Genomic DNA, 26,663 nt, shown 5'->3' on the forward strand with positions numbered 1-26,663 from the left:
TGGTTTTGGGGGTCGGACTTCTCACGAAGTCCGACTTCCGCATTGGGTCGGGTCTTCGCAATTTTCCCCCAGAATGGAAAGAGCAGGGACCCTTACCCCGACAACCTGCCGTGCATATTAACAGCGCGGAAAATTTGCTCCGACCCTCAGCTGGTTGGCAGCATCCGTTTAACTCGGTGAAAAAGTACAGAACGGCCGGGGGCTTCGGCGCCCGCTAACAAGGAGTGAGTCATGGCAGATCCGGAACGCGCCAGAAAAATGGCGGACCGCATTAAAGTCATCATCGCCAAGCGACTGGAACGCGGCCTGCGCGATCCTCGGCTCGGGTTCGTGACCATCACCGACGTTAAGGTCACCGGGGATCTACAGCACGCCTCGGTGTTCTACACGGTCTATGGCTCGATCGAGGAACGCACCGACAGTGCAGCCGCGCTGAAGGCTGCAACGGGCCTCATGCGCAGCGAGGTCGGCAAGAACATCACCGCCCGGCTTACACCGTCGATCGAGTTCATCGCGGATGGCATCCCCGAGAACGCGGCGTTGATCGACGACCTGCTGCGTGAAGCACACGACCGCGATACCGCGACCGAGGACGGCAAGGGCACGGCCACCTACGCCGGCGAAGCAGACCCGTACAAGAAGCCGCGCGAATACGACCTCGAAGACGACGACGAAGACGACGACGAGTCTGACGTCGATAGGACCGCGAAGCACTAGCACAACCGCCAGATATACCGACCGGGCCCGGGCCCGGAAAGTGGGCCCATGATAGAACGTGGGCCCGGTTTCCGGGCCTGGGCCCGGTCGCAGTCTTAGGGGGCGGCCGTGGGGGACCGCTCGTAGCGGGTGAAACGGTAGGGGAGCGCGGTGCTGGAGCTGAGCCATCCGTTTGGCGGATCTGTGCTGACCTGGGTCCAGGTAGTGTCGAGGGTCGGCGCGAGGGTATCACCGTCGATCGAGGCGTCGATCTCGGTCACCGCGAGCACGTCGGCGTGGGGCAGCGCAAGCCGGTAGATCTCGGCGCCGCCGATCACCCAGACCGGCCCCTCGGCCAGCGCGAGCGCATCATGGAAATTGTGGGCAGCGGATGCCCCCTCCGCGGCCCAGCCCTGCTGCCGGGTGACCACGATGTTCTGCCGGCCAGGCAAGGGTCGAAAACGCGCCGGCAGCGAATCCCAGGTGCGACGCCCCATGATGACGGCCCCGCCCGCGGTGACGGAACGAAAATGGGCGAGGTCCTCCGGGAGGTGCCAGGGCATGAGCCCGTCGGCTCCGATCACACCGTTCACCGTCTGGGCCCAGATCAAGCCAAGTTTCATACCGCGACCGCGCCCTTGATAGCGGGGTGGTGCTGGTAGTTCTCGAGCACGAGGTCGTCGTACTCGTAGTCGAACAGGCTCGAGCGCCCCGGCTTGACGCGCAGGGTGGGGCAGGGGAACGGGCTGCGGGAGAGCTGCTCGGTGACCTGCTCGACGTGGTTGTCGTAGATGTGGCAGTCGCCGCCGGTCCAAACGAACTCGCCGAGCTCGAGGCCGGCCTGTTCGGCGACGAGCTGGGTGAGCAGGGCGTAGCTGGCGATGTTAAACGGCACGCCGAGAAAGAGATCGGCGCTGCGCTGGTAGAGCTGGCAGGACAGCTTGCCGTCGGCAACGTAGAACTGGAACAGGGCGTGGCAGGGCGCGAGGGCCATGTGGGGCAGATCTGCCACGTTCCAGGCCGAGACGATCATGCGCCTCGAGTCGGGGTCGGTGCGGAGGGTGTCGAGCACCTGGCTGATCTGGTCGATGGTCTCGCCGCCGGGGGTGGGCCAGGAGCGCCACTGCACGCCGTAGACCGGACCGAGTTCGCCGTTGTCGTCGGCCCACTCGTTCCAGATGCGCACGCCCTTTTCCTGCAGCCAGGTCACGTTGGAGTCGCCGCGAAGAAACCAGAGCAGTTCGTAGGCGATCGACGCGAAATGCACTCGTTTGGTGGTCACGAGCGGAAAACCGGCGGCCAGGTCGAAGCGAAGCTGGCGGCCGAACACGCTGCGGGTGCCGGTTCCGGTGCGGTCGTCCTTTCGAGCGCCGTTCTCGAGGGTGTCGCGGAGAAGCGCTGAATACTGGGCATCGGCAGCAAAAGAAGTGGTTTCGGTCACCGGTCAATCGTACGCGGGGAAGACGGGGCGGCTACTCCGGCAGGGTGTAGCCGTCCTGCACGAGTATCGCCAGACCGTCGGCCCTGAGACTGGCCAGCGCGCGCTGCAATTGGGCCGGATCCGGCCAGAGCGTGCCGATTTCGGCATCCGTTACTGCACGGTGGGTTGACCGCAATTCGGCCATGATGAGGCCGCGCACCTGCCGGTCACTTCCCTCGAATTTCTTCTGCACCGTTTTGCGGGTGCCGGTGTACTCGGGGTAGTCAGCGGCACGCCAGGCACATTCGTTCCGGATCGGGCACAGCTCACAGTGCGGGCTGCGGCTGGTGCAGACCACCGCGCCGAGCTCCATGATCGCGGCGTTGAACAGCGCCGCTTCCTGCACGCTCTGCGGCAGCAGCTGGCTCATGGCATCAAGGTCGCGGCCTCGACTGGGCGGCGAAGGCTCTCCGGCTCCAGCGATTGCACGGGCGATTACCCGGCGCGTGTTCGTGTCGACGACCGGATGCCGATGGCCATACGCAAACGCGGCCACCGCCCGCGCGGTGTAATCCCCGATGCCGGTTAAGGCCAGCAGTTCGTCCAGGTCGGAGGGCACGACACCGCCGTGCAGCTCGGTGATCTGCACGGCTGCGGCGTGCAACCAGAGCGCGCGCCTCGGGTAGCCGAGGCTGGACCAGGCCCGCACCGCCTCGCTCGGCGGTACAGCGGCCAGAGCAGCCGGCGTGGGCCAGCGCGCCAGCCACTCCTCGAGCCGGGGAATGACTCGGTTCACCGGAGTCTGCTGCAGCATGAACTCGCTCACCAGGATGCCCCAGGCCCCGAATCCGTCGCGCCGCCACGGCAGGTCGCGCGCGTTCGCCACGAACCAGGCGTTGAGCGCGGCGCTGACGCTGGCCGCTTTCACGGGCGGAGAGGGTGTGACGTTCATTCGTTCTAACCTAGGCTCGATTCATGAAGCTGGTTTCCACACCGCGCACCGAATTTCTGCGCACCCTCGCCGCCGAGATCCTGCACAACTACGGCCGTGGCCGCACCATCATTGCCATCGACGGACCGGATGCCGCTGCGCGCGCCGCCTTCGGCGACGACCTTGCCGCGGTGTTCCGAGAAGATGAACTGCACGTATTCCGGGCCAGCCTCCGCTATTTTCAGCACTCCCGTGCCGAACAGCAGCGAATGGCTCCCGATACACCGGACCATCGCTACCGGGTCGGCTACGACTACTCGGCGCTTCGCCGGGTACTCGTCGAGCCCTTTCGCATGGGCGGCAGCACCGGCTTCGTCACCGAAGAGTTCGATCCCGATCGGGATACCTGGATTCAGCCGACCTGGCAGACCGCTCCCGCCGACGCCATCCTGATCATCGACGGCGACTACATCAACCGGCCCGAACTGCACGGACTCTGGTTGTACAGCGTGCTGCTGGAAGGCGCAGCGGTGAACGATTCTGACCTGCGGTACCTCGCCGAGGTTCATCCGCGGGATATCGTGTCGGCCGTGGTCGACACGACCGACGAGGAGGCCCCGCGCCGCGTGTTGACGGATCGTTGCTGACCGCTCGCTCGGCGCTTACCGGAACCGGGCCCAAACTTCGGCCGGGGTCAGGAACCGACCGCTCTGCTCGACCTCGTGCACGAGTTCGGTCAGCAGCGCGTTCACCGGTGCGGCCATGCCAGCTTCGCCTGCGGCGCGCACCACCGCTCCGTTGAGAAAATCAATCTCGGTGCGTTGGCCGCGCGCGAGGCTCTGCAGGGTCGACCCCTGGTTGGGCACCTTGCCCATCCGTGCACGCATCGACAGCGGCAACATTTGGCCGGCCCAGAGTGGCGCGACCGCAAACGCACGCAGCCGCCGGTGCGACAGGCCCTGCAGCGTTCCAAACCGAACCCCGTTAGCGAGGCCGACCCGCACGGTTTCGCGCATGCTCCGGGTCATCAAGCGGCGAAGGTTCGCCCGCCCGATCACCTCCTGCACGCTGAGCCCGGTGATGGCGGGCAGGGCGTTGAGCATATTCACGACGAGTTTGGTCCACTGGGCTCCGACGAAGTTGTCACGGGTGAGGGTGGGGAGTGCAGCGTCAAGAACTGCCTGCCATCGCCGGGTCACCGCATCGACCGGGCCGGCGCCTCGCCCGAGATAGCTGGGCGCCGCCGTCGTCACGCGCACCCGGCCCGGCCCTTCATAGTGGGCGGCAATGATCGTGATGAGTCCGAAACATTCTGACTGCGGCAGCAGCCGCTCGGCCGTGGTGACCCCGTCGAGCCCGTTCTGCACGACGATCACCGGGGTGCCGTCGAGCACAGCGGAATTCTCGGCAATCGCCGCCGCAGCATCCTGTGCCTTGGTGCAGATCAGCGCGAGGTCGCACGGTTCGACCAGTCGTTCCACAGCCTGCGGCCGCGCAAACCGATCACCGTAGCCACCCGTCAAACGGATGCCTTCGGCCAGCACCGCCGGCAGCGCGGCCCCGCGCATGGTCACCACCAGATCGTGCCCCTGCAAAGCGAGCAGGCAGGCGAAGGTACTGCCCAGGGCGCCAGCGCCGATCACCGCGATTCTCACGGCTCACATACTACGGGCCGGGGCTGGCCGTGCGATTCGCACCATGCCCCCAGTCACACGCTGATATCCTCAGCAGGTGACCAGCGGCCTTCTACTCATTGACAAGGCGCAGGGCTGGACCAGCCATGACGCTGTCGCCCGAACCCGGCGTCTGGCCGGCACCCGTAAGGTCGGCCACGCCGGCACTCTCGACCCCATGGCCACCGGACTGCTCGTCCTCGGTATCGACAGCTCGACCCGGCTGCTCACCTATGTCGTCGGCCTCGACAAGGAATACCTCGCGACCATCCGCCTCGGCCAGTCCACTACAACGGATGACGCGGAGGGCGACGAACTCACCCGCGCGAGCGCCGAGCAGGTCACCGCCATCAGTGCCGCGGCCGTTGCGGCCGGCATCACGGACCTCACCGGTGAGATCAGCCAGCAGCCGAGCGCGGTCAGCGCCATCAAGGTTGACGGCAAACGCGCCTACGCCCGGGTGCGCGCGGGCGAAGACGTACAGTTACCGTCCCGCCCGGTGACCGTGAGCGAGTTCGAACTGCGCTCCAGCACGCACGGAGACGGTTTTCTCGACCTCGAGGTGCGCGTCGCGTGCGCCTCTGGCACCTACATTCGCGCCCTGGCCCGCGACCTGGGCAGAGCGCTCGGCGTCGGCGGACACCTCACGGCGCTTCGCCGCACCCGCATCGGCCCGTTCCGCATCGAAAACGCCGCCACCCTCGAGCACATCGACGTCGTCGCGCAGCTCATTTCGCCAGCGGATGCTGCCACCCGCCTGCTTCCACGCCTCGATCTGTCGAGAGAAGAGGCCATTGACCTCGGCCACGGCAAACGCATCGCCGTCGAGCGAGACCCCACCCGCACCGGACCGGTCGCCGCGATCGCTCCCGATGGTCGACTGGTCGGACTGGTCGAATATCGCGGTGACCAGGCCAAGTCGCTGTTGAACTTCGCGCCAGATAAACCAGACACGCCAGATAAACCAGACACGGCAGACGCCAGCGAATCGACACCCACCCCATGATCGAATGGTTCACCTGGCTGCAACTGGCCATCGCCGTGCCCGGCGGACTACTCTGCGTAATCCTGGGCCTCGCCGGGCGGAAGCCCACCGACCTCTCCATGGGCGCGACCGCACTGGTGGAGTTGTTGTTGATCGTGCAGCTCGCGGCCGCAATCGCGGCGCCACTGGCCGGCAATCATGCCACCGGCAACCTGCTCGAGTTTTACACCTACCTGATCAGCGCCATTGCGCTACCAGTCGTGGCCGGATTCTGGGCGCTGGTGGAACGCAGCCGCTGGAGCACGGTCATCCTCGGGGTGAGCAGTCTCTCGGTCGCCGTCATGGTCTACCGCATGAACCAGATCTGGAACGTGCAGGGCAGCTGACGCGGTTCCGGGTTCGCTGCGGATGCTGCAATAATTATTGAACCAGATGAATGCCGAGCAATGACAAAATCCGAGACCACAGAGTCCGCCCCCTCCCGCCGGGTGAGTGGCATTGGCCGACTCCTCATTGCCGTCTATGGGGTGCTGGCCCTCGCGGCCACCGGGCGTTCCTTCGTTCAGATTGCCTCCGAGTTCGTGGATGCCCCGCTCGCATACTCACTGTCGGCCCTCGCCGCTGTCGTCTACATCGTTGCGACGGTTGCACTGATCAAGCGCAGTCCGCGCTGGTATCGCATTGCCTGGATCACGATCAGCTTCGAACTGCTCGGCGTGCTCGTTGTTGGAACGTTGAGCCTGGTCGACCCTGCATTGTTCCAACATAAAACGGTCTGGTCGGTCTTCGGTCGGGGTTATGGTTTCGTTCCCCTCGTGCTGCCACTTCTGGGCATGTGGTGGCTCAGACGCCACCCGGTGTCGGTGGTCGCCGGCCGGGCGCTGCCAGAGGGGCGCGCATGAAAACTCTGTACGGTGTCGACTCGGTACCGAGCGCCTGGCCCGCCTCGGCCGTGAGCATCGGCAAGTTCGACGGTGTGCACGCCGGGCACCGAGCGGTGATCGCCGAGCTCAAGGCCATCGCCGACCGTGAACAACTCTCGACCGTCGTTGTCACGTTTGACCGGAATCCGCTCGCCCTGCTCTCTCCAGCCACCTGCCCGAGCACGCTGGTCAGCGCAGAGCAGAAACTCAACCTGATCGCCGAGACCGGGGTCGATGCAACGTTGCTGCTCGAGTTCAACCACGCCCTCTCCAGCCTTCCACCTCGTGAATTCATCGAACGCATTCTGGTGACGGCGCTGCACGCCCGGTTTGTGCTGGTCGGTCGTGATTTTCGCTTTGGGGCGTCGGGCGCGGGCGATGTCGCCCTGCTCCGTGACCTCGGCGCCGAGTTCGGCTACGAGGTGCGCCTGATTGACGATGTGAAGCCCGACGGGCATCGCCGAGTGTCATCTACCTGGATCCGCGAGTTGCTCGGCAGCGGCGCGGTGACCGAGGCCGGCCGGTTGCTCGGCCACCTGCCAACCGTGCGCGGCGTCGTCGTGCACGGTGCCGCGCGCGGCCGCGAGCTGGGATTTCCCACCGCCAACCTGTCGGCCGACTCCGACGGACTGATCCCCGCCGACGGCGTCTATGCCGGCTGGCTGAGCGATGCCGGATCGCGCTACCCGGCAGCCATTTCGGTGGGCAATAATCCCACCTTCGACGGCGTGGCCCAGAAGCAGGTCGAAGCGTACGTGCTCGACGAGGTCGATCTAGACCTCTACGACCACGTCGTGGAGGTATCGTTCGTAGAACGGATTCGCGGCATGGTCGCTTACTCGGGCATCGATCCGCTGATCGAGCAGATCCGCGATGACGTTGCGCGGGTTCGAGTGATTCTGGGCCGCGAAAGCTCGCGCTAATCGCCGGGTGAGCGTGCTGACGGCTTCGGGGTCATTCCCGGGGCAGTTTGCCCGGGTACGCTAGGCAGACCAATATTTTCCTGGGGGCTCCATGTCACAACAAGCACGAGCAATAGAAACGCGGGCGGCGATAATCCGCGGCGCCGCGGAAGCTTTTGAGCAGCGCGGGTACGGAAGTACGTCACTCGCGCAGGTGAGTGCTGCCGCGGGGGTGACCAAAGGAGCACTGTACTTTCACTTCGACTCCAAGGAGGCCCTCGCGGTCGCCATAATCGAAGCTCAGCACGAGAAATCGGTCAATGCCGGTCGTCAGCTGCTCGACGACAACATGCCGGGCCTCCGTGCCCTCGTTTCCATGTCCTATGAGCTGGCTCGCCAACTACGCGATGATCAGGTCGTCAGCGCCGGTGTGCGCCTGACCATCGAGGCCGTGAATTTCTCGACGCCGGTGTCCGCGCCCTACCGGGACTGGATGGTCACCTGCGAGCAATTTTTGCGGCAGGGGATTGCCGACGGAGACGTAGCGCCAACGGTCGACGTGCCGGCCGCGGCACGGTTTTTCACTGCTGGTTTCACGGGGGTGCAGGTGGTCTCGGACGTGCTGACCGGGCGCAGCGACATCGACCAGCGTTTGAGCGAAATGTGGGCGTTGATACTGCCCGGCCTTGTTGCTCCCGAACGCTGGGACGACCTGAAGGATCTGGCCGCCGACGTGCAGCGGCAACGCGCCGCGGCTCTCCCGTAGACTATGTAAGTGAATATCGCCGTGTCCCGCCGACTGTGGCCGGGACGCGGCCTCGCCCTCCTGGGCATAATTCTGGTCGCCGCGAACCTGCGCACCGCCGTCGCCGCTCTCTCGCCGATCGTGGCCGAAATCAACGTCGACATCCCCCTCGGTTCGGTGTCGCTCGGAGTGCTCGGCATGCTTCCTCCGGTGTGCTTCGCCCTGTTCGGCATCTTCACCCCCATGATCACCCGGCGCCACGGCCTCGAAACACCCCTCGTGCTCGCCCTCGTCGCGATCCTGCTCGGTCACGTCACCCGCGGCCTGTCCGGCTCGATCACCATGCTCATCATCGGCAGCGTCATCGCGTTCGCCGGGCTCGGCATCGGTAATGTGCTGCTGCCTCCTCTGGTCAAGAAGTACTTCCCTGACCGGGTCGGGCTCGTGACAAGCCTCTACGTCACCGTGGTGTCCCTGAGTACCCTGGTACCGCCACTGATCGCGGTTCCGGTAGCGGATGCCGCCGGCTGGCGCATCTCGCTGGGTATGTGGATGCTCCTCGCCCTCCTCGCCCTGGTGCCCTGGATCACCATGCTGGTGCGGCACCGCGCACGAACGCCCGGCCCGATCGTTGACGAGGCCGACGCCACCATTCTCGGGCGCCTCTGGAAGTCGTCACTCGCCTGGGCCCTCGCGGGGGTGTTCGCGGTCTCGTCGCTCAACGCCTACGCCATGTTCGCCTGGCTGCCGCAACTGCTCGTCGACACCGCCGGGGTGAGTCCCGCCCAGGCAGGAACGCTGCTGGCGGTCTATGCCAGCATGGGCATCCCGTGCGCACTGATCATTCCGGCTCTCACCGCGCGCATGACCAATGTCGGGCCGCTCGTCTACGTCGGCGTGTTCGCGTTTGTCGCCGGTGACCTCGGGCTGCTGTTGGCACCGGAGACCCTGACCTGGCTCTGGGTCAGTCTCGCCGGCCTCGGGCCACTGTTCTTTCCCCTCGCGCTCGTGCTCATCAACCTGCGCACCCGCACTCACGCCGGTGCAGTGGCCCTCAGCAGCTTCGTGCAGAGCATCGGGTACACCCTGGGAGCGCTCGGGCCGCTGGTCTTCGGTCTGTTGCATGAACTCAGCGGCGGGTGGACCTGGCCGCTTACTTTTCTGCTGGCTACCGCGTTGGCCATCATCATCGCCGGCGCGGTGATCGGTCGTCCGCACATGCTGGAGGACGATTTGACCCGTCCCACTGATTGAGTTCAGGGCACAAGCTCGGCGCGGTGGATCAGTGCCGCGGCGCCGATCAGCGGGCCGTCGCCTGACAAAGCAGACGGTAGCACTCGCACCCGGGTCGCATAGGCGAACTGCACCCGCCGGGCGATCGTTTCCCGTGCGAAATCGAGCAGGTCGGGCGTGACATTGGCGAAGCCACCACCGATAGTGACCACGTCGAGATCGAGCAGCGTCGCTGCAGAGGCAATGGCCTGACCGAGCGCGCGGCCGCTGCGCGTTACGGCAGCGATAGCAATCGGGTCGGCGGTCGAGTAGGCCGCCGCGAGATCTTCTCCCGACTCGCCAGTGAATCCCCGCGTCCGTGCCCAGGCGACAGTTTTCGGCCCTGACGCGATCGCTTCGATGCAGCCGACGCCGCCGCAGGCGCACGGATCGTCAAAGCCGCCGACCTCGATGTGGCCGATATGGCCGGCATTTCCGGTTGGCCCCGACACGGTGACCCCACCGAGAATCAGGCCGCCGCCGATGCCGGTCGAAACGATCATGCCCATCAGGTTGTCGACGCCTTTTCCTGCTCCCACCCAGTGTTCGGCAAGTGTGATGCAGAGCCCGTCCATACGCAAACGCACCGGCAGATCGGGAACGAGGGCGACGATGAGGTCCTTGAGGGGATATCCGCGCCAGACCGGAAGGTTTAACGGTGACACCGCCCCCTGCTGCAGGTGAATCGGCCCGGCACAGCCGATACCAACTCCAACCAGTGCCGCACCGGTGGGCAGGCTCAAGCGGGTCTGGTTTACCGCAGTTGTGAGCGCGACGGCGAGTTCTTCACTCGAAGCCCGCGCCCCGGTTGCAGCGCGGTGCCGACTGGAAGCGAGCACCACGCCGCGGTCGTCAACGAGGGCGGATTCGACCTTGGTACCCCCCACATCGACGGCGAGAACGAACCGGGGCGCTGAACTGCTGCTCATGTATTGATCGTACTGGGCGCGATCGTGGCCGCTTTTTAGGGCCAAAGTTGCTCAGATGAGCGATAATATCCACAGGTGTTGATTCGCTCGGCGGACCGCCCTAAGCTGGCGTCAAACGATTGGACCGCGACCCCTACATGAGCGATACCGACGAACTCCTCTCTATCCGCGCTGCCGAGCTCTATTATGAAGAGAATCAGACGCAGGACGAGATCGGCGTGATTTTGCGCCTGACCCGCTGGAAGGTCGGCCGGTTGCTGGCGAGCGCGAAGGCAAACGGGTTCATCCGCATCGAGATCGTGCACCCCCGCGCGCGCCGTCTGCCGATCGAGCGGCGCCTCCGCGAATCGACCGGCCTCACCGATGCGATCGTTGTTTCCTCCGCAGGGGTGTCGAGTGAAGCCGAACTGCAGTCGCGCACCGCTCAGGCCGCCGCGGACTACCTCACGAGCCTGCGCCCGATTCCGCGCACCCTCGGTATCAGCTGGGGTCGTACCCTGCACGACGTGTCCCTGCACCTGAAGGAGGGCTGGGCGCCGGGGGTGAATGTGGTTCAGATCAACGGTGGCGTCAGCCTGAACCAACGCACCGGCACCGCGGCATCCACTGCCGTGACCATCGCCCACAAAGCCGATGGCTCGGCCACCCTGCTGCCGAGCCCCGCCATCTTCGAACGCCTCGAAACCAAGCAGGCGATGGAAGCCGACCGCACCGTCGCCGGGGTACTCGCCCTGGGCCGCAACGCGCAGGCCTACCTCTTCAGCGCCGGCCAGGCAGATGCGAATTCCGCCCTCGTTGACAGTGGTTACCTGACAGTGGAACAGATCGACGACCTCGTCGCGCGCGGCGCCGTCGGCGACGTAGTTGGTCGCTATATCGATGCAAACGGCCGCATCGTCGACCCCGAACTCAATGAACGAACGGTCGGTATTCAGATCGACCAGTTGCGCCGCGCCCCGCTCACCATCGCAGTCATCTCCGGAAACAAAAAGCATGCCATCGCCCGCGCCGTCGTGCGCAACGGGCTGTGCACCGTGCTGGTGACCGACGAAGACACCGCGAACGCTCTGCTCCAGGAAAAGGACACCCCATGACCCAAAGCCCTCTGGCCACCTACCAGCCTGAGCAGCGTGCCCTCGCGTTGATCGGCGGGGAGGCCACGGACACCAACCTGCGCCGGTACCTGCAGGGCATCCCCGGAATCGACGCCGTCGGCCTTGAAGCCCGCGCCGCCGACCTCGGCACCCGTTCGATCAAGACCAGTTCCAAACGCTGGGCGATCGACACCATCATCGGCCTAATCGACCTCACCACACTTGAGGGCGCCGACACGCCAGGCAAGGTGCGCTCGCTCGTGGCCAAGGCCCTTGTGCCCGACCCTGGCGACCCTGGCACACCCCGTGTCGCAGCGGTCTGCGTCTACGGCGACATGGTCGGCGCTGCGGTCACGGCGCTCGGCTCAGCCCACGCGGCGGCCGGTGAAACCGAGGGCAGCGGTGTTCAGGGGGTACGCGTCGCAGCGGTCGCGACCGCCTTCCCGAGCGGCCGCGCTTCCCTCGCGGTCAAACTCGCCGATGTGCGCGACGCGGTAGCGGCCGGCGCCGACGAAATCGACATGGTCATCGACCGTGGAGCGTTCCTGGCCGGCCGGTTCGGCCAGGTCTACGACGAGATCGTCGCCGTGAAAGAGGCCTGCCGCCGCGCCGACGGATCGATGGCCCACCTCAAGGTGATTCTCGAGACCGGCGAACTGAACACCTACGACAACGTGCGCCGGGCCAGCTGGCTGGCCATCCTGGCCGGAGGAGACTTCATCAAGACCTCCACCGGCAAGGTCGCCCCGGCCGCGACGCTGCCCGTGACGCTGTCGATGCTCGAGGTCGTTCGGGACTGGCACCGTCTCACCGGCGTGCGCATCGGCGTGAAGCCGGCCGGCGGCATCCGCACCTCCAAAGACGCCATCAAATACCTTGTGACGGTCGCCGAAACGGTGGGGGAGGAGTGGCTGACGCCGCACCTGTTCCGGTTCGGCGCCTCCAGCCTGCTGAACGACGTGCTGCTGCAGCGCCAGAAGATGACGACCGGTCACTACTCCGGCCCCGACTACGTGACGATTGATTAGGGAACGACCATGAAATTTCTTGACTACGCCCCGGCCCCCGAGTCGCAGGCCCTGCTGAGCCTCAAAAGCGATTACGGTTTGTTCATCAACGGCGACTTCACGGCCGGCCGCGGAACCCCGTTTCAGACCATCAACCCGGCCACCGAACAGCAGATCGCGATGATCGCCACCGCCAATGAAGCGGATGTCGACGACGCCGTCGCCGCCGCCCGCCACGCCTACGACGGGGTCTGGTCCCGGCTCTCCGGCAGCGACCGCGGCAAGTACCTGTTTCGCATCGCCCGCCTGGTGCAGGAACGCGCCCGCGAACTGGCCGTCGCGGAAACCCTCGACAACGGCAAGCCGATCAAGGAAACCCGCGACGTCGACATTCCCCTCGTTGCGGCCTGGTTCTTCTACTACGCCGGCTGGGCAGACAAGCTCGACCACGCGGGAGTTGGACCCAACCCAGCCTCCCTCGGCGTCGCCGCCCAGGTCATTCCGTGGAATTTTCCGCTCATGATGCTGGCCTGGAAGATTGCCCCTGCGCTTGCCGCCGGCAACACCGTCGTGCTCAAGCCTGCCGAAACCACCTCGCTCACCGCGCTGCTGTTCGCCGAGATCCTGCAGCAGGCCGACCTGCCGGCCGGTGTCGTGAACATCATCACCGGCGACGGAAGTACGGGAGCGACCCTCGTCAACCACCCGGGCGTGAACAAGGTCGCGTTCACCGGTTCGACCGCGGTCGGCCGGGCCATTGCCCGTTCCGTCGCCGGAACCGACAAAAAGCTCAGCCTCGAACTCGGCGGCAAGGGTGCCAACATTGTTTTCGATGACGCCCCGATCGACCAGGCCGTCGAGGGAATCGTGCGCGGCATCTTCTTCAACCAGGGCCATGTCTGCTGCGCCGGCAGTCGCCTGCTGGTGCAGGAAAGCATCCACGACGACGTCATCGACCGGCTCAAGCGCCGGATGCAGACGCTTCGGCTGGGCGATCCCCTCGATAAGAACACCGACATCGGCGCCATCAACAGTGCCGAACAACTCGCTCGCATTCGTGAGCTGTCCGACCTCGGAGAGCAGGAGGGCGCCGAACGTTGGAGCGCCGATTGTGTCATCCCCGAAAACGGGTTCTGGTTCGCGCCGACCATTTTCACGAACGTCTCGACCAGCCACCGCATCGCCCGTGACGAGATCTTCGGCCCGGTGCTTTCCGTGCTCACCTTCCGCACCCCGGCTGAGGCCATCGCAAAGGCGAACAACACCCCCTACGGCCTCTCGGCCGGAATCTGGAGCGATAAGGGCAGCCGCATTCTCGCCGTCGCCGACAAGCTGCGTGCCGGCGTGATTTGGGCGAACACCTTTAACCAGTTCGATCCGTCGAGCCCTTTCGGCGGCTATAAGGAGAGCGGCTATGGCCGCGAAGGAGGCCGCCATGGCCTTGCCGCGTACCTGAAGCCTGCCGTGCGCACCGGCTCGCGGTCGATCGCCGCCGCCGACCACCGGACGCTGTCCGTTTCCAAGAAGTCCGCATCCGCCGGCAAGAAGTCCGCATCCGCAGAGAAGGCCGCCAAGTGAACCGCCTCGCCATTCCTAAAACGTACAAGCTCTACATCGGCGGTAAGTTTCCACGCAGCGAATCGGGCCGCGTCTACGAGGTGCTCTCGCACACGGGCGACTTTCTCGCTAACGCCGCCAAAGGCAGCCGCAAGGATGCCCGTGACGCGGTCGTCGCCGCCCGGAACGCGCTCGGTGGCTGGGCCGGCGCCACGGCCTACAACCGCGGCCAAGTGCTGTACCGCATCGCTGAACTGCTCGAGGGTCGCCGGGCGCAGTTCATCGCCGAAATTATGAGCTGCGAGGGCGTCAACGCCGCCGTCGCGAGCGCTCAGGTCGACGAGGCCATCGATCGCTGGGTCTGGTACGCCGGCTGGGCCGACAAATACGTGCAGGTCGCCGGCAACGCCAACCCGGTTTCCGGCCCGTTCTTCAACCTTTCCGTACCCGAACCGACGGGTGTCGTCGCGATCATCGCGCCGCAGGGCACCGAATCCCTGCTCGGTCTGGTCAGCGCGATCGCGCCAGCCCTCGTCGCCGGCAACACCGTCGTCGTCGTCGCCAACGAGAACGCTCCGCTCTCAGCGATCAGCCTGGCCGAGGTGCTCGCCACGAGCGACGTACCCGGCGGTGTCGTCAATATCGTCACCGGTTCGCCGACCGAGATCGCGCCCTGGCTGGCCACCCATGCCGACGTCAACGCTCTCGACCTCGTCGGTGCCGGCGACCTCGACTGGGTGGAGCTGCAGATCAGCGCCGCCGACACGCTCAAGCGGGTGCTCCCGCCCGAGACCGGCGCGGATGCTGCCGCACCGGCATTGAATCGCATCCTTGCCTTCACCGAAGTGAAGACGGTGTGGCACACCAAAGCTATTCTCTGACCTGCCACGCTCTGACCCGGTTCGGGGCATCCACTCAGGGCCGGGCCAGCGGGACGCGATAAACTCCGCCCCATGACCTTACGCAGAGCACTTGTCACGGGCGCTACGGGCTACATCGGCGGACGCCTCGTTCCCAAACTCTTGGAGGCCGGCTTCACGGTGCGGGTGCTCGTGCGCACGCCGTCCAAACTGCGCGATGTGCCCTGGGTCGATCAGGTGGAGGTCGTGCAGGGTGACCTCGGCGACCTGACCTCGGTGCGGCGCGCCTGCGCCGACATCGACGTGCTCTACTACCTTGTGCACTCTATGGGCGCGGCCGGTGACTTCGAGGAAACCGAGCACCTGGCAGCCGAGAACGTCGCCCACGCTGCGGCCGAAGCCAACGTTCAGCGCATCGTCTACCTCGGCGGTCTGCACCCCGACACCGACACGCTCTCGGCCCACCTGCACTCCCGCAGGGAGGTTGGTCGCATCCTGCTCGACAGCGGGGTACCGACCATCGCGTTCCAGGCCGGCGTCGTCATCGGTTCCGGCTCGACCTCGTTCGAGATGATCCGCCACCTTACCGACGTGCTGCCGTACATGCCAGCGCCCAAATGGGTACGCAACAAGATCCAGCCGATCGCCGTGCGCGACGTGCTGTACTACCTGCAGGCCGCGGCCAACCTGGCGCCCGACGTGAACCGCACGTTCGACATCGGCGGCCCCGACGTGCTGCGCTACGGCCAGATGATGAACGGCTACGCCCTCGAGGCCGGCCTCAAACAGCGGGCGATCGCCGCGCTGCCCGTGCTGACCCCGTGGCTGGCGTCGCAGTGGGTGAACCTGGTCACGCCGATTCCGCGCAATCTCGCCATCCCCATCATCGCCTCGCTGCAATACGACTGCGTCGTGCACGAGAGCGACATCGACGAGTACATCCCCAAGCCGGAGGGCGGGCTAACCGGCTATCGACGGGCGGTGCGCCTGGCGCTCGGCCGCATGCGTAACGGTGACGTCGAAACCAGCTGGCGTAACTCGTCGATCGAGGGTGCGTCGAGCAACCCGCTGCCCAGTGACCCGGACTGGTCCGGCCACGCCTTCTACACCGACCTGCGTGAAAAGACGACCCCCGCAGCGCCCGAGGCACTGTGGCGAGTGATTGAGAGCATTGGCGGCGAAAACGGGTGGTACTCCTTTCCGCTCGCCTGGGCGGTGCGCGGCCTGATGGACAAGGCGGTGGGCGGTGTCGGACTGCGCCGCGGCCGCCGCAACCCAGACCACCTGCACACGGGTGAAGTACTCGACTTCTGGCGCGTCGAGCAGATCGACCACGGCAGCTTCCTGAGGTTGCGCGCTGAGATGCGGGTACCCGGGCGGGCCTGGCTGGAAATGAGCGTCACCCCGACGGATGCCGGCGGCTCGCTCTACCGGCAGCGCGCAGTGTTCTTTCCCCGCGGCCTCGGCGGTCGGCTGTATTGGGCGGCGATCCTGCCGTTCCATGGCATCATCTTTGAGGGCATGGCCACCCGCATCACGGCGACGGCCGCGGCGGAACGCGAAACCGAGGCGGAGTATCCGCTCGGGACGGTGTCGCGCTCTCAGGACGCGTGACCCGGGGGTAGAACGTGCGTATCATCTGAGAATTCTGGTCGCTCGACCCGATTCGGGGCATGATGGTTTACGAGTAGGAGGTCACTATGTCAGTTTCCCTCGCCTTTTTGGGTGACGGCCTCGTGTCGGGCGGTCAGTGGGACGAATGGTTCCCCGAGCACGTCGTGCACAATCTGGCCTCGAGCGGCAACTCCACCGACGAGGTGCTTTTGCAGCTTGATCAGGTCATAGAACTGCGGCCCGATGCCATCGTGATCGGGGTAGGAACCAATGATCTCGGCTGGCGCAGGTCCGACGAATACGTTGTGCGCAATCTGGAAACCATTCTGCACACGCTACGGCGCGCTCTGCCGGACACCCGCATCATGGTGCAGTCCGTTCTGCCACGTGACCGGGCTTTTGCCGCGACAATCCGCTCCATCAATCGTCATATCTGGCAGTACGCTCCCACCCAGCACGTGCAATACCTCGATCTCTGGCCAGCCCTCGCCCTGCCTGACGGCGAACTCGACCCTGTTCTGGGCATCGACCGCCTGCATCTAAACCCAGCCGGTTACGCTGCCTGGCTGGCCGAGTTGAAGCCGGGGCTGGAGATGTTGTTTGAACGCCCGCCATCGACGACGTCGATTCCCATTCAGCACGCCTGAAGACCCAGCACGCAAACCCGGCAGGGGCCAGCTGCGCGCTCGGTAGAATAGATCCATGTTCTGCTCTGCCCGCCCCGCACGTATCTTTACTCTCTGTGTCAGCTCCCCTCCGGCGGCCGCGACAGCATCGGGCCCAAGAAGCTCCATGAGTTCCGGCAGCGGCTTCTCTGGCAGCGATTTGTCCAGAAGTGGCAGTGGCGTCTGATGGGACGTGTAATGGGCACTCCAGCCGCACCGACATTCACCCGCGCGGCTCTCGCGCCGGGCCTTTTGGGAGCCATCGTTCTGCTCGCCGGATTGGCGCTTCTTGACGATGAGAGTTTCATTATCATCCGTTACGCGGTCAGCATTCTGGCCCTTATTATCTGTGTCTTCGTGATTCAGGCGCGTTCCTGGTACTGGCTGGTCGGTCTCGTTCCGATGGCCGTACTGTGGAACCCGGTCGTCATTATTGACCTCAGCGGTCAGGGCTGGGTTTCGGCACAATTCATCGGGGCGATCATTTTCATTGTGGTCGGTCTGCGCACTAAAGTGCCGGTTCGCAAGGACTGAACGTCGGGCGTAGACTACTACCGCGTTGAGAGAACTCGGGTCAGGTCTCTACTGTGCGCTCGTATGCGGTGGAATTTTTTCGTAAAATCAATGTCTTGACATCGTTGATTTGATGGCACCGGCGCTGCGACAGCATCCGCTTGACTTTGAGTCTGGCGTCAGATCGCGACCCGTGCCGCGTTTCGTGAATCGAATGTTCCTGCACACCATAAAACGATTTGCGCAAACGCAGCGTTCCGGTAACACCAAAATGACCGTGACCGGAACGCGTGGACAGGTACAGCCGGTACCCGTACCGTGCTGCTTCGAAGTGGAGAACAATGGCTTATACCCGCACCGATGCCTCGGGCAGCCGGAACAACCTCGGTCGTAACGGAGTCACCCGCAATCGGGCTCATCCGCGCTCCCGCGACGACGACGCCCCGATCATTCCGATTCTCGCGCGTAAGGTGCGCGAGGTCGAAGCCAAGGCGCAGTCCGGCACCAAGCTCGGGCCAACCAATCGCACGAAATACCAGGTCATAGCCCTGTTAATGCGTGAAGAACGGGCCAGGGTCAAAGGCGACAAGGAACTCTCCGACGCCAACCGAGCAGAGTTGCTCAAACGCCTCGACGGGATTGCGCAAATTCTGGCCAAGACTGCCGCCAGAGACACCAGCCTGATTACGCTGCTCGAACCCGATGCCGGCGTCTCCACCGTGGCCCAGCGGTTTCGGCGCGATTGGCTGCTCGAATCCGGTGCCGAGCTCAGCCCCGACGAACTCATCATTACCCGCGAGCCCGAGGCGGCACCGGTCGTGCTGCAAAACCAGGTCATTCCCCAATCGGTGAAAGCCAGGCAGCTCGCCAACCCGTTCCTCGCCCCTGACTTCAGCGCCGCCGCTCAGCCGGTCGTGCACCCGCGTCGGCTCGCCAATTGGGAACTGCTTGGCCCGTTGTTCAAGTCATTCGAGTACGGTTCGGGCGGCCAGGCGGCCAGCATGGACATGCCGGAGGAACCTCGCCGCGATCGGCTCTCGCCGGGTGGCATGGAACTTATGCGACACCAGGCCCGATTCATCGAAAGCGCCCGGCTCGGGCACCGCAGTTACCTGCTCGCCGACGAGCCGGGCCTCGGCAAAACTGCGCAGAGCCTGCTGGCGGCATCCGTTGCCAATGCGTACCCACTACTGGCCATCGTACCCAACGTGGTCAAGATGAACTGGGCGCGGGAAGTAGAACTGTGGACGCCGAACCGGCGGGCAACGGTCATTCACGGCGACGGCGATAGCCTCGACGCTTTCGCCGATGTGGTTGTCGTGAACTATGACGTTCTCGACCGGCACCTGGCCTGGCTTGGCACGCTCGGGTTCAAGGGCATGGTAGTTGACGAGGCGCACTTCATCAAAAATCTGTCGTCCCAGCGGTCCAAACATGTGCTCTCGCTCGCAGACCAGATTCGTCGCAAGACCCCGGGCGGTAACCCGCTGCTGATGGCGCTCACCGGAACCCCCCTCATCAACGACGTTGATGATTTTCGCGCCATCTGGCAGTTCCTCGGCTGGATCGACGGCGACAAACCGGCACCCGCGCTGCTGAAACGCCTGGAGGAGACCGGCCTGACCCCGGCCGACATGGGCTTCTATAAGGAAGCCCGGGCCGCCGTCATCGACATGGGCATCGTGCGTCGCCGCAAGGTGGACGTAGCCGCCGATCTGCCAGCCAAGCGCATCGCCGACCTGCCAGTGGAACTCGACGACGACCTCGGCCGATCGATCCGACAGGCCGAGCGCGAACTCGGTGCCCGCCTGGTCGCCCGGTACCACGCGCTCGTGGCCGCCAGGCATGCCGGCTCGGGCGGCCCGGCTGTTCCCGACGAAGACCAGCGGGATGCTTACGTTCGCGCCGTCGCCCACGCCGAACTCGAAGATTCCAAAGGCCAGACCACCGGCGAAAACGTGTTCACGATGGTGCGCAAAATCGGCCAGGCCAAGGCGGGGCTTGCGGCGGATTACGCCGCGCAACTGGCGCGTTCGGTGGGCAAGGTGGTGTTCTTCGCCAAGCACATTGACGTCATGGACACGGCGGAGGAGATCTTCGCCAAGCGCGACCTGAAAACGGTCTCGCTGCGCGGGGATCAGAGTGCAGTGGCCCGCCAGGCTGCGATCGACTCCTTCAACAACGATCCCGATGTCGCCATCGCGGTGTGCTCGCTGACGGCGGCCGGGGTCGGAGTCAACCTGCAGGCCGCGTCGAACGTCGTGCTGGCCGAACTGAGCTGGACCGCGGCCGAGCAGACCCAGGCTATTGACCGGGTGCATCGCATCGGTCAGGATGAGCCGGTCACGGCCTGGCGCATCATTGCAGCGCATACCATCGACGCACGCATTGCCGATCTGATCGGCAGCAAAGAAGGTCTTGCCGCTCGCGCCCTCGACGGTTCCCAAGCGGAGTACTCGACCACCGATTCGGTGCAGGCGAGTGCTCTTATCTACCTGCTCACCCAGGCCCTCGACGGAAAGCTGTAGACCGCATGAAGATCGGTATTCTCACCAGCGGCGGCGACTGCCCCGGACTGAACGCGGTTATTCGCGGCGCCGTGCTCAAGGGTGTGCGCACGCACGACTTTGAGTTCGTCGGAATTCGCAATGGTTGGCGCGGGCTCGTGCAGAACGAGTTCATGCCTCTCGACCGCCACAGTGTGCGAGGCCTGTCCCGTCAGGGGGGGACCATCCTCGGCAGTTCCCGCACCAACCCGTTTGAGGGTGAGAATGGCGGCCCGGAGAATATCCAGCGCACTCTCGACGCCAGCGGGATTGACGCCGTGATCGCCATCGGCGGTGAGGGCACGCTGACCGCCGCGCACCGCCTTACCGATGCCGGCCTCAACATTGTCGGGGTGCCCAAAACCATCGACAACGACCTCGAGGCCACCGATTATTCCTTCGGTTTCAACACCGCTGTCGAAATTGCCACCGAGGCGATCGACCGTCTGCGCACCACCGCCGAGTCGCACGGCCGCTGCATGGTTGTCGAAGTCATGGGACGCCACGTCGGCTGGATCGCGCTGCACTCCGGGATGGCCGGCGGTGCCCACGCTATTCTCATTCCCGAGCAGCCTAAGTCGATCGATCAGATCTGCGCCTGGGTGGAGCATGTGCGTGACCGCGGCCGAGCCCCGGTCATCGTTGTTTCAGAAGGCTTTCTGCTCGCCGGCATGGAGGAGGCGCACTCCACCAAGGGGCTCGACGCTTTTCACCGGCCCCGCCTTGGCGGAATCAGCGAGGTCATCGCCCCGCTCATCGAGGAACGCACCGGCATCGAAAGCCGGGCGACGGTCCTGGGCCATACCCAGCGTGGCGGAGCCCCGTCGGCCTACGACCGAGTGCTCGCCACCCGGCTTGGAATGGCAGCGATCGACGCGATCCGCAACGAGCAGTGGGGTTCAATGGTGTCCCTGCGCGGCACCGAGATCGATGTCGTGAGCATCGCCTCAGCCACCATCGGCCTCAAGCGGGTCTCACCGGCCCGTTATGACGAGGCTTCTGTACTGTTCGGCTAGGCCCGGTCGAGTGGGCCGGTCAGGTCAGGCCAGTTTGGCTTGCACCTGGGCCAGCGAGGGGTTGGTCGCGGCCGATCCATCGGGGTACAGAATGGTCGGCACGGTCTGGTTGCCGTTGTTGAGGCTCATCACGAGTTCCGGCGTACCGTCAACTCGCTCAATGTTCACCTCGGTGTAGCCGATTCCGGCGGTGTCGAGCTGCTTCTTCAATCGTTTGCAGTAACCGCACCAGTCGGTTGTGAACATGGTGATGGTTCCGGTAGCGGGTACAAAGTCCATAAACGCAGCCTATCCGAGCTGCCCGTGAATTCACTCCGCACGGTCGCCTGTGCACGCGCATTAAGATATAGCAATGACTTTGCCCCAGGTATGCGTGTGCTATCTCACTCGGCTATCTCCCGAGGGCGACCGGCAGGTACTGCTGGGGCGCAAGAAGAAAGGCCTCGGAGTGGGCAACATAGTCGGCCTCGGCGGCAAGCTCGAAATCGGTGAGACCGCAGTGGATGCGGCCGTGCGCGAAATCGAGGAGGAATCCGGACTCGTTGTGTCAGCATCCGCTCTGACCGAACTTGGGTTTCTCACGTACCTGTTTCCACACCGCGAAGAGTGGAGCCAGGAGTCGACCGTGTTCGTCTGCGACGAGTGGGCGGGGACCCCGCGGGAATCGAACGAGTTAAACCCGGTCTGGTTTGACATCGCGAGCCTGCCGGTGGACGACATGTGGGACGATGCCCGGCATTGGCTGCCGGGAGTGCTGGCCGGGGTGCCGGTGCGCGCCACGTTCACCTTCGGTGCTGACCTGGAAAGCGTCGTGGCTCGTGCCTGAATTCAGCCTCATCATTGTGCTGGTCATCGCGCTGGCGCTCATCTTTGACTTCACCAACGGTTTTCACGACACGGCCAACGCCATGGCCACCCCGATCGCAACCGGCGCAATGAAGCCCAAGGTCGCCGTCGGTGTCGCCGCCATTCTCAACCTGGTCGGGGCCTTTCTCTCCACAGAGGTCGCGCGCACCGTGTCGGGCGGCATTATCAAGGAGGGGGACGGGGGTGTGCTGATCACCCCTGAGCTCATCTTTGCCGGCCTGATCGGCGCGATCGTGTGGAACCTGGTCACCTGGTTGATGGGTCTGCCATCGAGCTCGAGCCACGCACTGTTTGGTGGACTGATTGGCGCTACGGTCATTGGCGTCGGCACCCAGGCCGTTGACTACAACGTCGTGGCCGCCAAGGTCATTCTGCCCGCGCTGATCGCACCGCTGATCGCCGGAGGAGTGGCACTCCTGGTCACTCGTCTGGCCTACCGAATAACGCGGCGTGATGTGGGCAAGCCAGACGGCCGCGGCGGCTTTCGTTACGCCCAGATATTCTCCTCCTCGCTCGTCGCCCTCGCGCACGGCACCAACGATGCCCAGAAAACGATGGGAGTGATCACCCTCACCCTCATCGCCGGCGGGTTTCAAGCCGTCGGCAGCGGGCCCACTTTCTGGGTCATCGCCGCCTGCGCCCTCGCCATTGCCATTGGCACGTATACGGGGGGCTGGCGCATCATCCGCACCATGGGCACCGGACTGACCGAAATCAAGCCGGCCCAGGGTTTTGCCGCCGAAACCAGCACCGCCGCGACAATCCTCGCCTCCAGCTACCTCGGATTCGCTCTCTCCACCACCCAGGTTGCCTCGGGCTCCGTGATCGGCTCCGGCCTCGGCCGACGGGGCTCCACCATCCGTTGGGGAATGGCCGGACGCATCGCACTCGGCTGGGTCATGACCCTGCCGGCCTCGGCCATCATGGGCGCGTTCGCGGCGGGACTCGCGCTGATCGGACCGATCGGCATCGTGCTCGACATGGTAATTGGAACGATCGTGATTATGGCCCTGTTTCGCTGGTCGCGTCGCAACCGCGTGACGCACCACACGCTGCTCAATGACATTGACGATGCCGGACGGGTGGTCAGCATTAAGAAGACGCCGCGCCGGCCCGCGCGTCTTGGCCGTGGCGACCGCAGGAAGGTGTCACTGTGATCGACTGGAGCGCATTTCTCGTCGTCACTGCTGCGTCGTTGTTCTCAGCGGCCGTGCTCGTGAGCCTGTACTCGCTCGGACTGCGCCTGCTCACCACGGCCGGCCGCATTCCGCTGGTGGAGCCGCACGAATTTACCGGCGCGATCACCGTGCTGAGCCCGAAGAAGGCCGCGAAACAGCTCAAGCGAGCCCGCAAGGCCGCCGCGGCCAACCCGCTCACCCCCGCGATGAAGTCGCTGGCTCTGTTGGCAGGCTACGCCTGCTTCGTGCTCTGCGGCATTGCAGTGCTCTACGGTGTCTACCTGATCGTGCCCGCCCTGCACCGGTAGCCCCGCTCGGCGTCCCGGTCATCCGCTTTCCTGTCGGGTCAGGCGGTCTTGCGGATGCGGCCGAGCCAGGTCATCAGGTGATAGATCACAATCGCCGCGACCGTGCCGAGGGCGATGCCGTTAAAGCTCAGGGCGCCGGCATTGAGGGTGAAGTCGGCGATGCCGATGATCAGCGCGGTCGCGGCGGTAAATTGGTTCACCGGCTTGGAGAAGTCGACCTTGTTGTCCAACCAGATCTTGACGCCGATGACCCCGATCAGTCCGTAGAGCGCGGTGGTGACACCGCCGAGCACGCCATCGGGGATCGTGAAGATGATCGCACCGATTTTGGGGGAGAGGCCGAGCAGAATAGCCACAATTCCCGCGACCCAGTAGGCCGCCGTGGAGTAGATACGCGTCGCGGCCATAACGCCGATGTTCTCGCCGTAGGTCGTGGTCCCGCTGCCGCCGCCAAAACCGGCGAGCATGGTGGCCAGACCGTCGGCGAGCAGGGCTCGTCCGGTGAGTTGGTTCACCTTCGCATCCGTCATCTGGGCCACACCTTTAATGTGACCGACGTTCTCAGCAATAAGCACGAGCACGACGGGGAGAAAGGCTGGCAGCACCCCGAGCACGGCCGCCGGGTTCTCCATGGGGTTGGCCGGCGCGGTGAACGGCGGCAGTCCGATCCAGGCAGCGTCTGCAACGCGGCTGAAGTCCACCTCACCGAAGAACACCGCGGCAACGTAGCCCACGAGCACTCCGAGAAAGATTGAGAGCCGGCCGAGGATGCCGCGAAACAGCACAGTGCACAGGATCACTGCGATGAGCGTGATGAGCGCGGTGAGCGGTGCCTTATCGAAATTAGCCTTGGCCACCGGGGCCAGGTTGAAGCCAATCAGGGCGACGATCGCGCCCGACACGATCGGTGGCATCAGCCGGTCGATCCAACCGGTCCCGGTGAGCTGCACGATGACGCCGACGAGGGCAAGCAGTACCCCGACGGCCATGATGCCGAACAGGGCGCTGCCCATGCCGGCCGAAGCCGTTGCCGCGGTAATCGGCGCGATGAACGCAAACGACGACCCGAGGTAACTGGGCAGCTTGTTGCCGGTGATCAGCAAAAACAGCAGCGTGCCCACGCCAGAGAACAGCAGGGTTGTGCTCGGCGGAAAGTCGGTGAGCAGGGGCACCAGAAAGGTCGCGCCGAACATGGCGACGACGTGCTGCGAGCCGATGCCGATGGTCAACGGCCAGCTGAGCCGTTCGCCAGGGCCGACGACCGCCTGCGCCTCGACGGTTTTTCCGTCACCGTGCAGGGTCCAGGGCAGTGCCATGTGCGTTCTCGTTTCATTTGGTGCGGTATCTGTTTTGAGCGTAGTCGCAGCCGGTCAGCACCGCGGAATAGACTCGAGCGCATGAGCCAGCTCGCTGATCCGACCACCGTGCAGGGTCTCGAAGTGCGGGTGTCCGGTGGTTTGCTCCGCGGAGTTCGTGAACGCGGCGTCGTGGCCTGGCGCGGCATCCCCTATGCGGCCGCCCCGGTCGGCGATCTGCGCTTTCGAGCACCGCAGCCGGCGCCGCCCTGGCACGGCGTGCGTGACGCGAGCGCGTGGGGACTGATTGCCCCGCAGAGCCACAAGGGCCAGTTTCGCGGCGCCCACCCGCGCATCCCGCAGGGGGAGGACTGCCTCAACCTCAACGTGATGGCACCCGACGAACGGTTTGCCTTCGCACAACTCCGACCGGTGATGCTGTTCATCCACGGCGGCGCCTACAGCGTCGGCTCCAGCCGCGAAGTTCCGCGGCAAGGGGAGGGACTGGTGCGGCGGGGCGGCATCATCTACGTCAGCCTGAACTACCGGCTGGGGGCTCTCGGGTATCTGGACTTTTCTCGATTTGGTTCGCCGGAGCATCCGTTTGAGAGCAACCTGGGCCTGCGGGACCAGGTCGCCGCCCTGCAGTGGGTGCACGACAACATTCAGGCCTTCGGCGGTGATCCGGATGCGGTCACCCTGTTCGGCGAGTCGGCCGGCGGCAACGCAGTCACCACGCTGATGACCGTGCCGAGCGCGACCGGTCTGTTCCACCGGGCGATCGCGCAGAGCGCCCCGCCGAACGCGGTCTACCCGAGTGATATCACCGGACGCTGGGCCGGCGAATTCGTGGACAGCCTGATCGAAGCGCCTGGCCCCCACAACAGCGCCGACGCGGCCCGCCTGTTGCTCGCCGCCGACCCTGCACTCCTCGCGGCCGCCACGACCGCACTGACCGTGCGCACGCCAGACCAGGACCCGGGCACGATTCCCCTCTGCCCGGTCATCGACGGTGATTTTCTGCCGGAGCGGCCGCTGGACGCCTTCCGGGACGGCCGGGCCGCTCGCATACCGCTGATCATTGGCACCAACGCGCGTGAGGGCTCGTTGTTCAGCGGACGCATCGATATTCTCGCCACGACGCCCGCGCGCATCCGTGCAATCTTTAAAAAGACCAAGAAGAAGGCGAAGAAGGCACTTAAAGCTCAGTATCCGGGCATTCCCGCGCTGCGGGCGGCTCTGGATTTTGGCGGCGACTACTCGTTCTGGTATCCGAGCGTCAAGGTCGGCGAACGACACTCCAGGTACGCGCCGGTGTACTTCTACCGTTTCGATGCCGCTCCACGGCTGCTGCGGCTGATGGGCCTCGATGCCACCCACGGCCTCGAACTCTTTCCGTTGTTTGACCGCCTCGACGGCTGGTTTGGCCGCGGTATGACGGCCCTCGGCGGGCGCCGCACCTTTCAGGGCATCGCGACACGGATGCAGGGCTGGTGGCTCGGCTTCGTGCACGGCGGCGTGCCATCGGCCGATTGGCCTCTCTACGACGAAACCACGCGCGCGACGCTCATCATCGATCGGGTTGACCAGGTCGAGATGGATCCGCACCGGGAACGGCGCCTGGCCTGGGGACGGTTCGTGCCACACGTTTGAGTCGCGCGCCTGGC

28 protein-coding genes are annotated in these 26,663 nt (G+C 65.0%); 21 read left to right on the plus strand and 7 right to left on the minus strand.

The annotated features are described in order from the left end of the window. Positions 1 to 231 precede the first annotated feature (231 nt). Positions 232 to 717, plus strand: a complete 486-nt coding sequence (gene rbfA / locus CXY70_RS10265; protein WP_104192267.1) for a 30S ribosome-binding factor RbfA — start codon at positions 232 to 234, stop codon at positions 715 to 717. Between the two features lie 95 nt (positions 718 to 812). Here rbfA and CXY70_RS10270 read toward each other — a convergent pair whose 3' ends face one another. From CXY70_RS10270 to CXY70_RS10280, 3 genes are read right to left on the minus strand one after another with little or no spacing between them, the layout of a single operon-like run. Next, on the minus strand, positions 813 to 1,319 hold the full coding sequence (locus CXY70_RS10270; protein ID WP_104192268.1) for a dihydrofolate reductase: 507 nt from the start codon (positions 1,317 to 1,319) through the stop codon (positions 813 to 815). Continuing rightward, a complete protein-coding gene (locus CXY70_RS10275; protein ID WP_104192269.1) occupies positions 1,316 to 2,137 on the minus strand; it encodes a thymidylate synthase in 822 nt (273 codons plus the stop codon). Before CXY70_RS10275 ends, CXY70_RS10270 begins: the two co-directional genes overlap by 4 nt. A gap of 31 nt (positions 2,138 to 2,168) precedes the next feature. Beyond that, entirely contained in the window at positions 2,169 to 3,068 is a 900-nt protein-coding gene (locus CXY70_RS10280) for an A/G-specific adenine glycosylase (RefSeq protein ID WP_104192270.1), read from the minus strand. A gap of 23 nt (positions 3,069 to 3,091) precedes the next feature. On the opposite strand from CXY70_RS10280, the gene CXY70_RS10285 reads away from it, so the two are divergent. After that, positions 3,092 to 3,694 carry a hypothetical protein gene (locus CXY70_RS10285; RefSeq protein ID WP_104192271.1) on the plus strand — a complete coding sequence of 201 codons (603 nt, stop codon included), beginning with the start codon at positions 3,092 to 3,094 and terminating at the stop codon, positions 3,692 to 3,694. Positions 3,695 to 3,709: 15 nt separating this feature from the next. On the opposite strand, the gene CXY70_RS10290 is transcribed toward CXY70_RS10285, so the two are convergent. After that, positions 3,710 to 4,702, minus strand: a complete 993-nt coding sequence (locus CXY70_RS10290; RefSeq protein ID WP_104192272.1) for a ketopantoate reductase family protein — start codon at positions 4,700 to 4,702, stop codon at positions 3,710 to 3,712. Between the two features lie 76 nt (positions 4,703 to 4,778). Between CXY70_RS10290 and truB the strand changes: the two genes are divergently transcribed. The 6 genes from truB (at position 4,779) to CXY70_RS10320 (ending at position 9,529) form a co-directional block, all read left to right on the plus strand. Further along, on the plus strand, positions 4,779 to 5,726 hold the full coding sequence (truB, locus tag CXY70_RS10295; RefSeq protein WP_104192273.1) for a tRNA pseudouridine(55) synthase TruB: 948 nt from the start codon (positions 4,779 to 4,781) through the stop codon (positions 5,724 to 5,726). Next, positions 5,723 to 6,091 (plus strand): hypothetical protein, encoded by a 369-nt coding sequence (locus CXY70_RS10300; protein ID WP_104192274.1) that lies wholly within the window; start codon positions 5,723 to 5,725, stop codon positions 6,089 to 6,091. Before truB ends, CXY70_RS10300 begins: the two co-directional genes overlap by 4 nt. Positions 6,092 to 6,151: 60 nt before the next feature. Further along, positions 6,152 to 6,607 (plus strand): hypothetical protein, encoded by a 456-nt coding sequence (locus CXY70_RS10305; RefSeq protein WP_104192275.1) that lies wholly within the window; start codon positions 6,152 to 6,154, stop codon positions 6,605 to 6,607. Beyond that, entirely contained in the window at positions 6,604 to 7,551 is a 948-nt protein-coding gene (locus tag CXY70_RS10310) for a bifunctional riboflavin kinase/FAD synthetase (RefSeq protein ID WP_104192276.1), read from the plus strand. The genes CXY70_RS10305 and CXY70_RS10310 overlap by 4 nt, the downstream gene beginning before the upstream one ends. A 91-nt stretch (positions 7,552 to 7,642) precedes the next feature. After that, positions 7,643 to 8,296, plus strand: coding sequence for a ScbR family autoregulator-binding transcription factor (locus CXY70_RS10315; protein ID WP_104192277.1), 654 nt, complete (start codon positions 7,643 to 7,645; stop codon positions 8,294 to 8,296). Positions 8,297 to 8,305: 9 nt separating this feature from the next. Beyond that, on the plus strand, positions 8,306 to 9,529 hold the full coding sequence (locus tag CXY70_RS10320; RefSeq protein WP_233205878.1) for a CynX/NimT family MFS transporter: 1,224 nt from the start codon (positions 8,306 to 8,308) through the stop codon (positions 9,527 to 9,529). A gap of 2 nt (positions 9,530 to 9,531) precedes the next feature. Here the strand turns inward: CXY70_RS10320 and CXY70_RS10325 are convergent, their stop codons facing one another. After that, a complete protein-coding gene (locus CXY70_RS10325) occupies positions 9,532 to 10,476 on the minus strand; it encodes an ROK family protein (protein WP_104192278.1) in 945 nt (314 codons plus the stop codon). A gap of 137 nt (positions 10,477 to 10,613) precedes the next feature. On the opposite strand from CXY70_RS10325, the gene CXY70_RS10330 reads away from it, so the two are divergent. From CXY70_RS10330 to CXY70_RS10370, 9 genes are all read left to right on the plus strand, one after another. Continuing rightward, entirely contained in the window at positions 10,614 to 11,570 is a 957-nt protein-coding gene (locus CXY70_RS10330) for a sugar-binding transcriptional regulator (protein WP_104192279.1), read from the plus strand. Then, positions 11,567 to 12,598, plus strand: a complete 1,032-nt coding sequence (gene deoC / locus CXY70_RS10335; protein WP_104192280.1) for a deoxyribose-phosphate aldolase — start codon at positions 11,567 to 11,569, stop codon at positions 12,596 to 12,598. The genes CXY70_RS10330 and deoC overlap by 4 nt, the downstream gene beginning before the upstream one ends. A 9-nt stretch (positions 12,599 to 12,607) precedes the next feature. Then, entirely contained in the window at positions 12,608 to 14,155 is a 1,548-nt protein-coding gene (locus tag CXY70_RS10340; protein WP_104192281.1) for an aldehyde dehydrogenase family protein, read from the plus strand. Next, entirely contained in the window at positions 14,152 to 15,015 is an 864-nt protein-coding gene (locus CXY70_RS10345) for an aldehyde dehydrogenase (RefSeq protein WP_104192282.1), read from the plus strand. Before CXY70_RS10340 ends, CXY70_RS10345 begins: the two co-directional genes overlap by 4 nt. 72 nt (positions 15,016 to 15,087) lie before the next feature. Then, positions 15,088 to 16,608, plus strand: coding sequence for an SDR family oxidoreductase (locus CXY70_RS10350; RefSeq protein WP_104192283.1), 1,521 nt, complete (start codon positions 15,088 to 15,090; stop codon positions 16,606 to 16,608). Between the two features lie 86 nt (positions 16,609 to 16,694). Then, positions 16,695 to 17,255, plus strand: a complete 561-nt coding sequence (locus CXY70_RS10355; protein WP_104192284.1) for a GDSL-type esterase/lipase family protein — start codon at positions 16,695 to 16,697, stop codon at positions 17,253 to 17,255. A 216-nt stretch (positions 17,256 to 17,471) separates the two neighbouring features. Beyond that, positions 17,472 to 17,807, plus strand: a complete 336-nt coding sequence (locus CXY70_RS10360; RefSeq protein WP_233205879.1) for a DUF6804 family protein — start codon at positions 17,472 to 17,474, stop codon at positions 17,805 to 17,807. Positions 17,808 to 18,127: 320 nt separating this feature from the next. After that, complete coding sequence (locus CXY70_RS10365) at positions 18,128 to 20,314, plus strand: DEAD/DEAH box helicase (RefSeq protein ID WP_104192286.1); 2,187 nt, start codon at positions 18,128 to 18,130, stop codon at positions 20,312 to 20,314. A 5-nt stretch (positions 20,315 to 20,319) separates the two neighbouring features. After that, entirely contained in the window at positions 20,320 to 21,348 is a 1,029-nt protein-coding gene (locus CXY70_RS10370; protein ID WP_104192287.1) for a 6-phosphofructokinase, read from the plus strand. Between the two features lie 24 nt (positions 21,349 to 21,372). On the opposite strand, the gene CXY70_RS10375 is transcribed toward CXY70_RS10370, so the two are convergent. Then, positions 21,373 to 21,627: a mycoredoxin gene (locus CXY70_RS10375; protein ID WP_104192288.1), complete on the minus strand. Its 255-nt coding sequence runs from the start codon at positions 21,625 to 21,627 to the stop codon at positions 21,373 to 21,375. Between the two features lie 73 nt (positions 21,628 to 21,700). On the opposite strand from CXY70_RS10375, the gene CXY70_RS10380 reads away from it, so the two are divergent. The 3 genes from CXY70_RS10380 to CXY70_RS10390 are packed head-to-tail and all read left to right on the plus strand — an operon-like array spanning position 21,701 to position 23,701. Further along, positions 21,701 to 22,174: an 8-oxo-dGTP diphosphatase gene (locus tag CXY70_RS10380; protein ID WP_104192289.1), complete on the plus strand. Its 474-nt coding sequence runs from the start codon at positions 21,701 to 21,703 to the stop codon at positions 22,172 to 22,174. After that, positions 22,167 to 23,372: an inorganic phosphate transporter gene (locus tag CXY70_RS10385; RefSeq protein WP_233205880.1), complete on the plus strand. Its 1,206-nt coding sequence runs from the start codon at positions 22,167 to 22,169 to the stop codon at positions 23,370 to 23,372. Before CXY70_RS10380 ends, CXY70_RS10385 begins: the two co-directional genes overlap by 8 nt. Beyond that, positions 23,369 to 23,701 (plus strand): peptidase, encoded by a 333-nt coding sequence (locus CXY70_RS10390; RefSeq protein ID WP_104192291.1) that lies wholly within the window; start codon positions 23,369 to 23,371, stop codon positions 23,699 to 23,701. Before CXY70_RS10385 ends, CXY70_RS10390 begins: the two co-directional genes overlap by 4 nt. Positions 23,702 to 23,739: 38 nt before the next feature. On the opposite strand, the gene CXY70_RS10395 is transcribed toward CXY70_RS10390, so the two are convergent. After that, positions 23,740 to 25,017 carry a uracil-xanthine permease family protein gene (locus tag CXY70_RS10395; RefSeq protein WP_104192292.1) on the minus strand — a complete coding sequence of 426 codons (1,278 nt, stop codon included), beginning with the start codon at positions 25,015 to 25,017 and terminating at the stop codon, positions 23,740 to 23,742. 81 nt (positions 25,018 to 25,098) lie between these two features. Here CXY70_RS10395 and CXY70_RS10400 point away from each other — a divergent pair, with 81 nt between their 5' ends. Further along, complete coding sequence (locus tag CXY70_RS10400) at positions 25,099 to 26,649, plus strand: carboxylesterase/lipase family protein (protein WP_104192293.1); 1,551 nt, start codon at positions 25,099 to 25,101, stop codon at positions 26,647 to 26,649. Positions 26,650 to 26,663 lie beyond the last annotated feature (14 nt).

Source organism: Cryobacterium sp. Y82, assembly GCF_002929495.1.
Lineage (GTDB): Bacteria > Actinomycetota > Actinomycetes > Actinomycetales > Microbacteriaceae > Cryobacterium > Cryobacterium serini.

Coding starts and splice junctions, on each gene's coding strand:
- rbfA (WP_104192267.1), top strand. CDS start 232: ATGGCAGATCCGGAACGCGCCAGAAAAATGGCGGACCGCATTAAAGTC.
- CXY70_RS10270 (WP_104192268.1), bottom strand. CDS start 1,319: ATGAAACTTGGCTTGATCTGGGCCCAGACGGTGAACGGTGTGATCGGA.
- CXY70_RS10280 (WP_104192270.1), bottom strand. CDS start 3,068: ATGAACGTCACACCCTCTCCGCCCGTGAAAGCGGCCAGCGTCAGCGCC.
- CXY70_RS10285 (WP_104192271.1), top strand. CDS start 3,092: ATGAAGCTGGTTTCCACACCGCGCACCGAATTTCTGCGCACCCTCGCC.
- CXY70_RS10300 (WP_104192274.1), top strand. CDS start 5,723: ATGATCGAATGGTTCACCTGGCTGCAACTGGCCATCGCCGTGCCCGGC.
- CXY70_RS10305 (WP_104192275.1), top strand. CDS start 6,152: ATGACAAAATCCGAGACCACAGAGTCCGCCCCCTCCCGCCGGGTGAGT.
- CXY70_RS10310 (WP_104192276.1), top strand. CDS start 6,604: ATGAAAACTCTGTACGGTGTCGACTCGGTACCGAGCGCCTGGCCCGCC.
- CXY70_RS10315 (WP_104192277.1), top strand. CDS start 7,643: ATGTCACAACAAGCACGAGCAATAGAAACGCGGGCGGCGATAATCCGC.
- CXY70_RS10325 (WP_104192278.1), bottom strand. CDS start 10,476: ATGAGCAGCAGTTCAGCGCCCCGGTTCGTTCTCGCCGTCGATGTGGGG.
- CXY70_RS10330 (WP_104192279.1), top strand. CDS start 10,614: ATGAGCGATACCGACGAACTCCTCTCTATCCGCGCTGCCGAGCTCTAT.
- deoC (WP_104192280.1), top strand. CDS start 11,567: ATGACCCAAAGCCCTCTGGCCACCTACCAGCCTGAGCAGCGTGCCCTC.
- CXY70_RS10340 (WP_104192281.1), top strand. CDS start 12,608: ATGAAATTTCTTGACTACGCCCCGGCCCCCGAGTCGCAGGCCCTGCTG.
- CXY70_RS10350 (WP_104192283.1), top strand. CDS start 15,088: ATGACCTTACGCAGAGCACTTGTCACGGGCGCTACGGGCTACATCGGC.
- CXY70_RS10355 (WP_104192284.1), top strand. CDS start 16,695: ATGTCAGTTTCCCTCGCCTTTTTGGGTGACGGCCTCGTGTCGGGCGGT.
- CXY70_RS10360 (WP_233205879.1), top strand. CDS start 17,472: ATGGGCACTCCAGCCGCACCGACATTCACCCGCGCGGCTCTCGCGCCG.
- CXY70_RS10365 (WP_104192286.1), top strand. CDS start 18,128: ATGGCTTATACCCGCACCGATGCCTCGGGCAGCCGGAACAACCTCGGT.
- CXY70_RS10370 (WP_104192287.1), top strand. CDS start 20,320: ATGAAGATCGGTATTCTCACCAGCGGCGGCGACTGCCCCGGACTGAAC.
- CXY70_RS10375 (WP_104192288.1), bottom strand. CDS start 21,627: ATGGACTTTGTACCCGCTACCGGAACCATCACCATGTTCACAACCGAC.
- CXY70_RS10380 (WP_104192289.1), top strand. CDS start 21,701: ATGACTTTGCCCCAGGTATGCGTGTGCTATCTCACTCGGCTATCTCCC.
- CXY70_RS10395 (WP_104192292.1), bottom strand. CDS start 25,017: ATGGCACTGCCCTGGACCCTGCACGGTGACGGAAAAACCGTCGAGGCG.
- CXY70_RS10400 (WP_104192293.1), top strand. CDS start 25,099: ATGAGCCAGCTCGCTGATCCGACCACCGTGCAGGGTCTCGAAGTGCGG.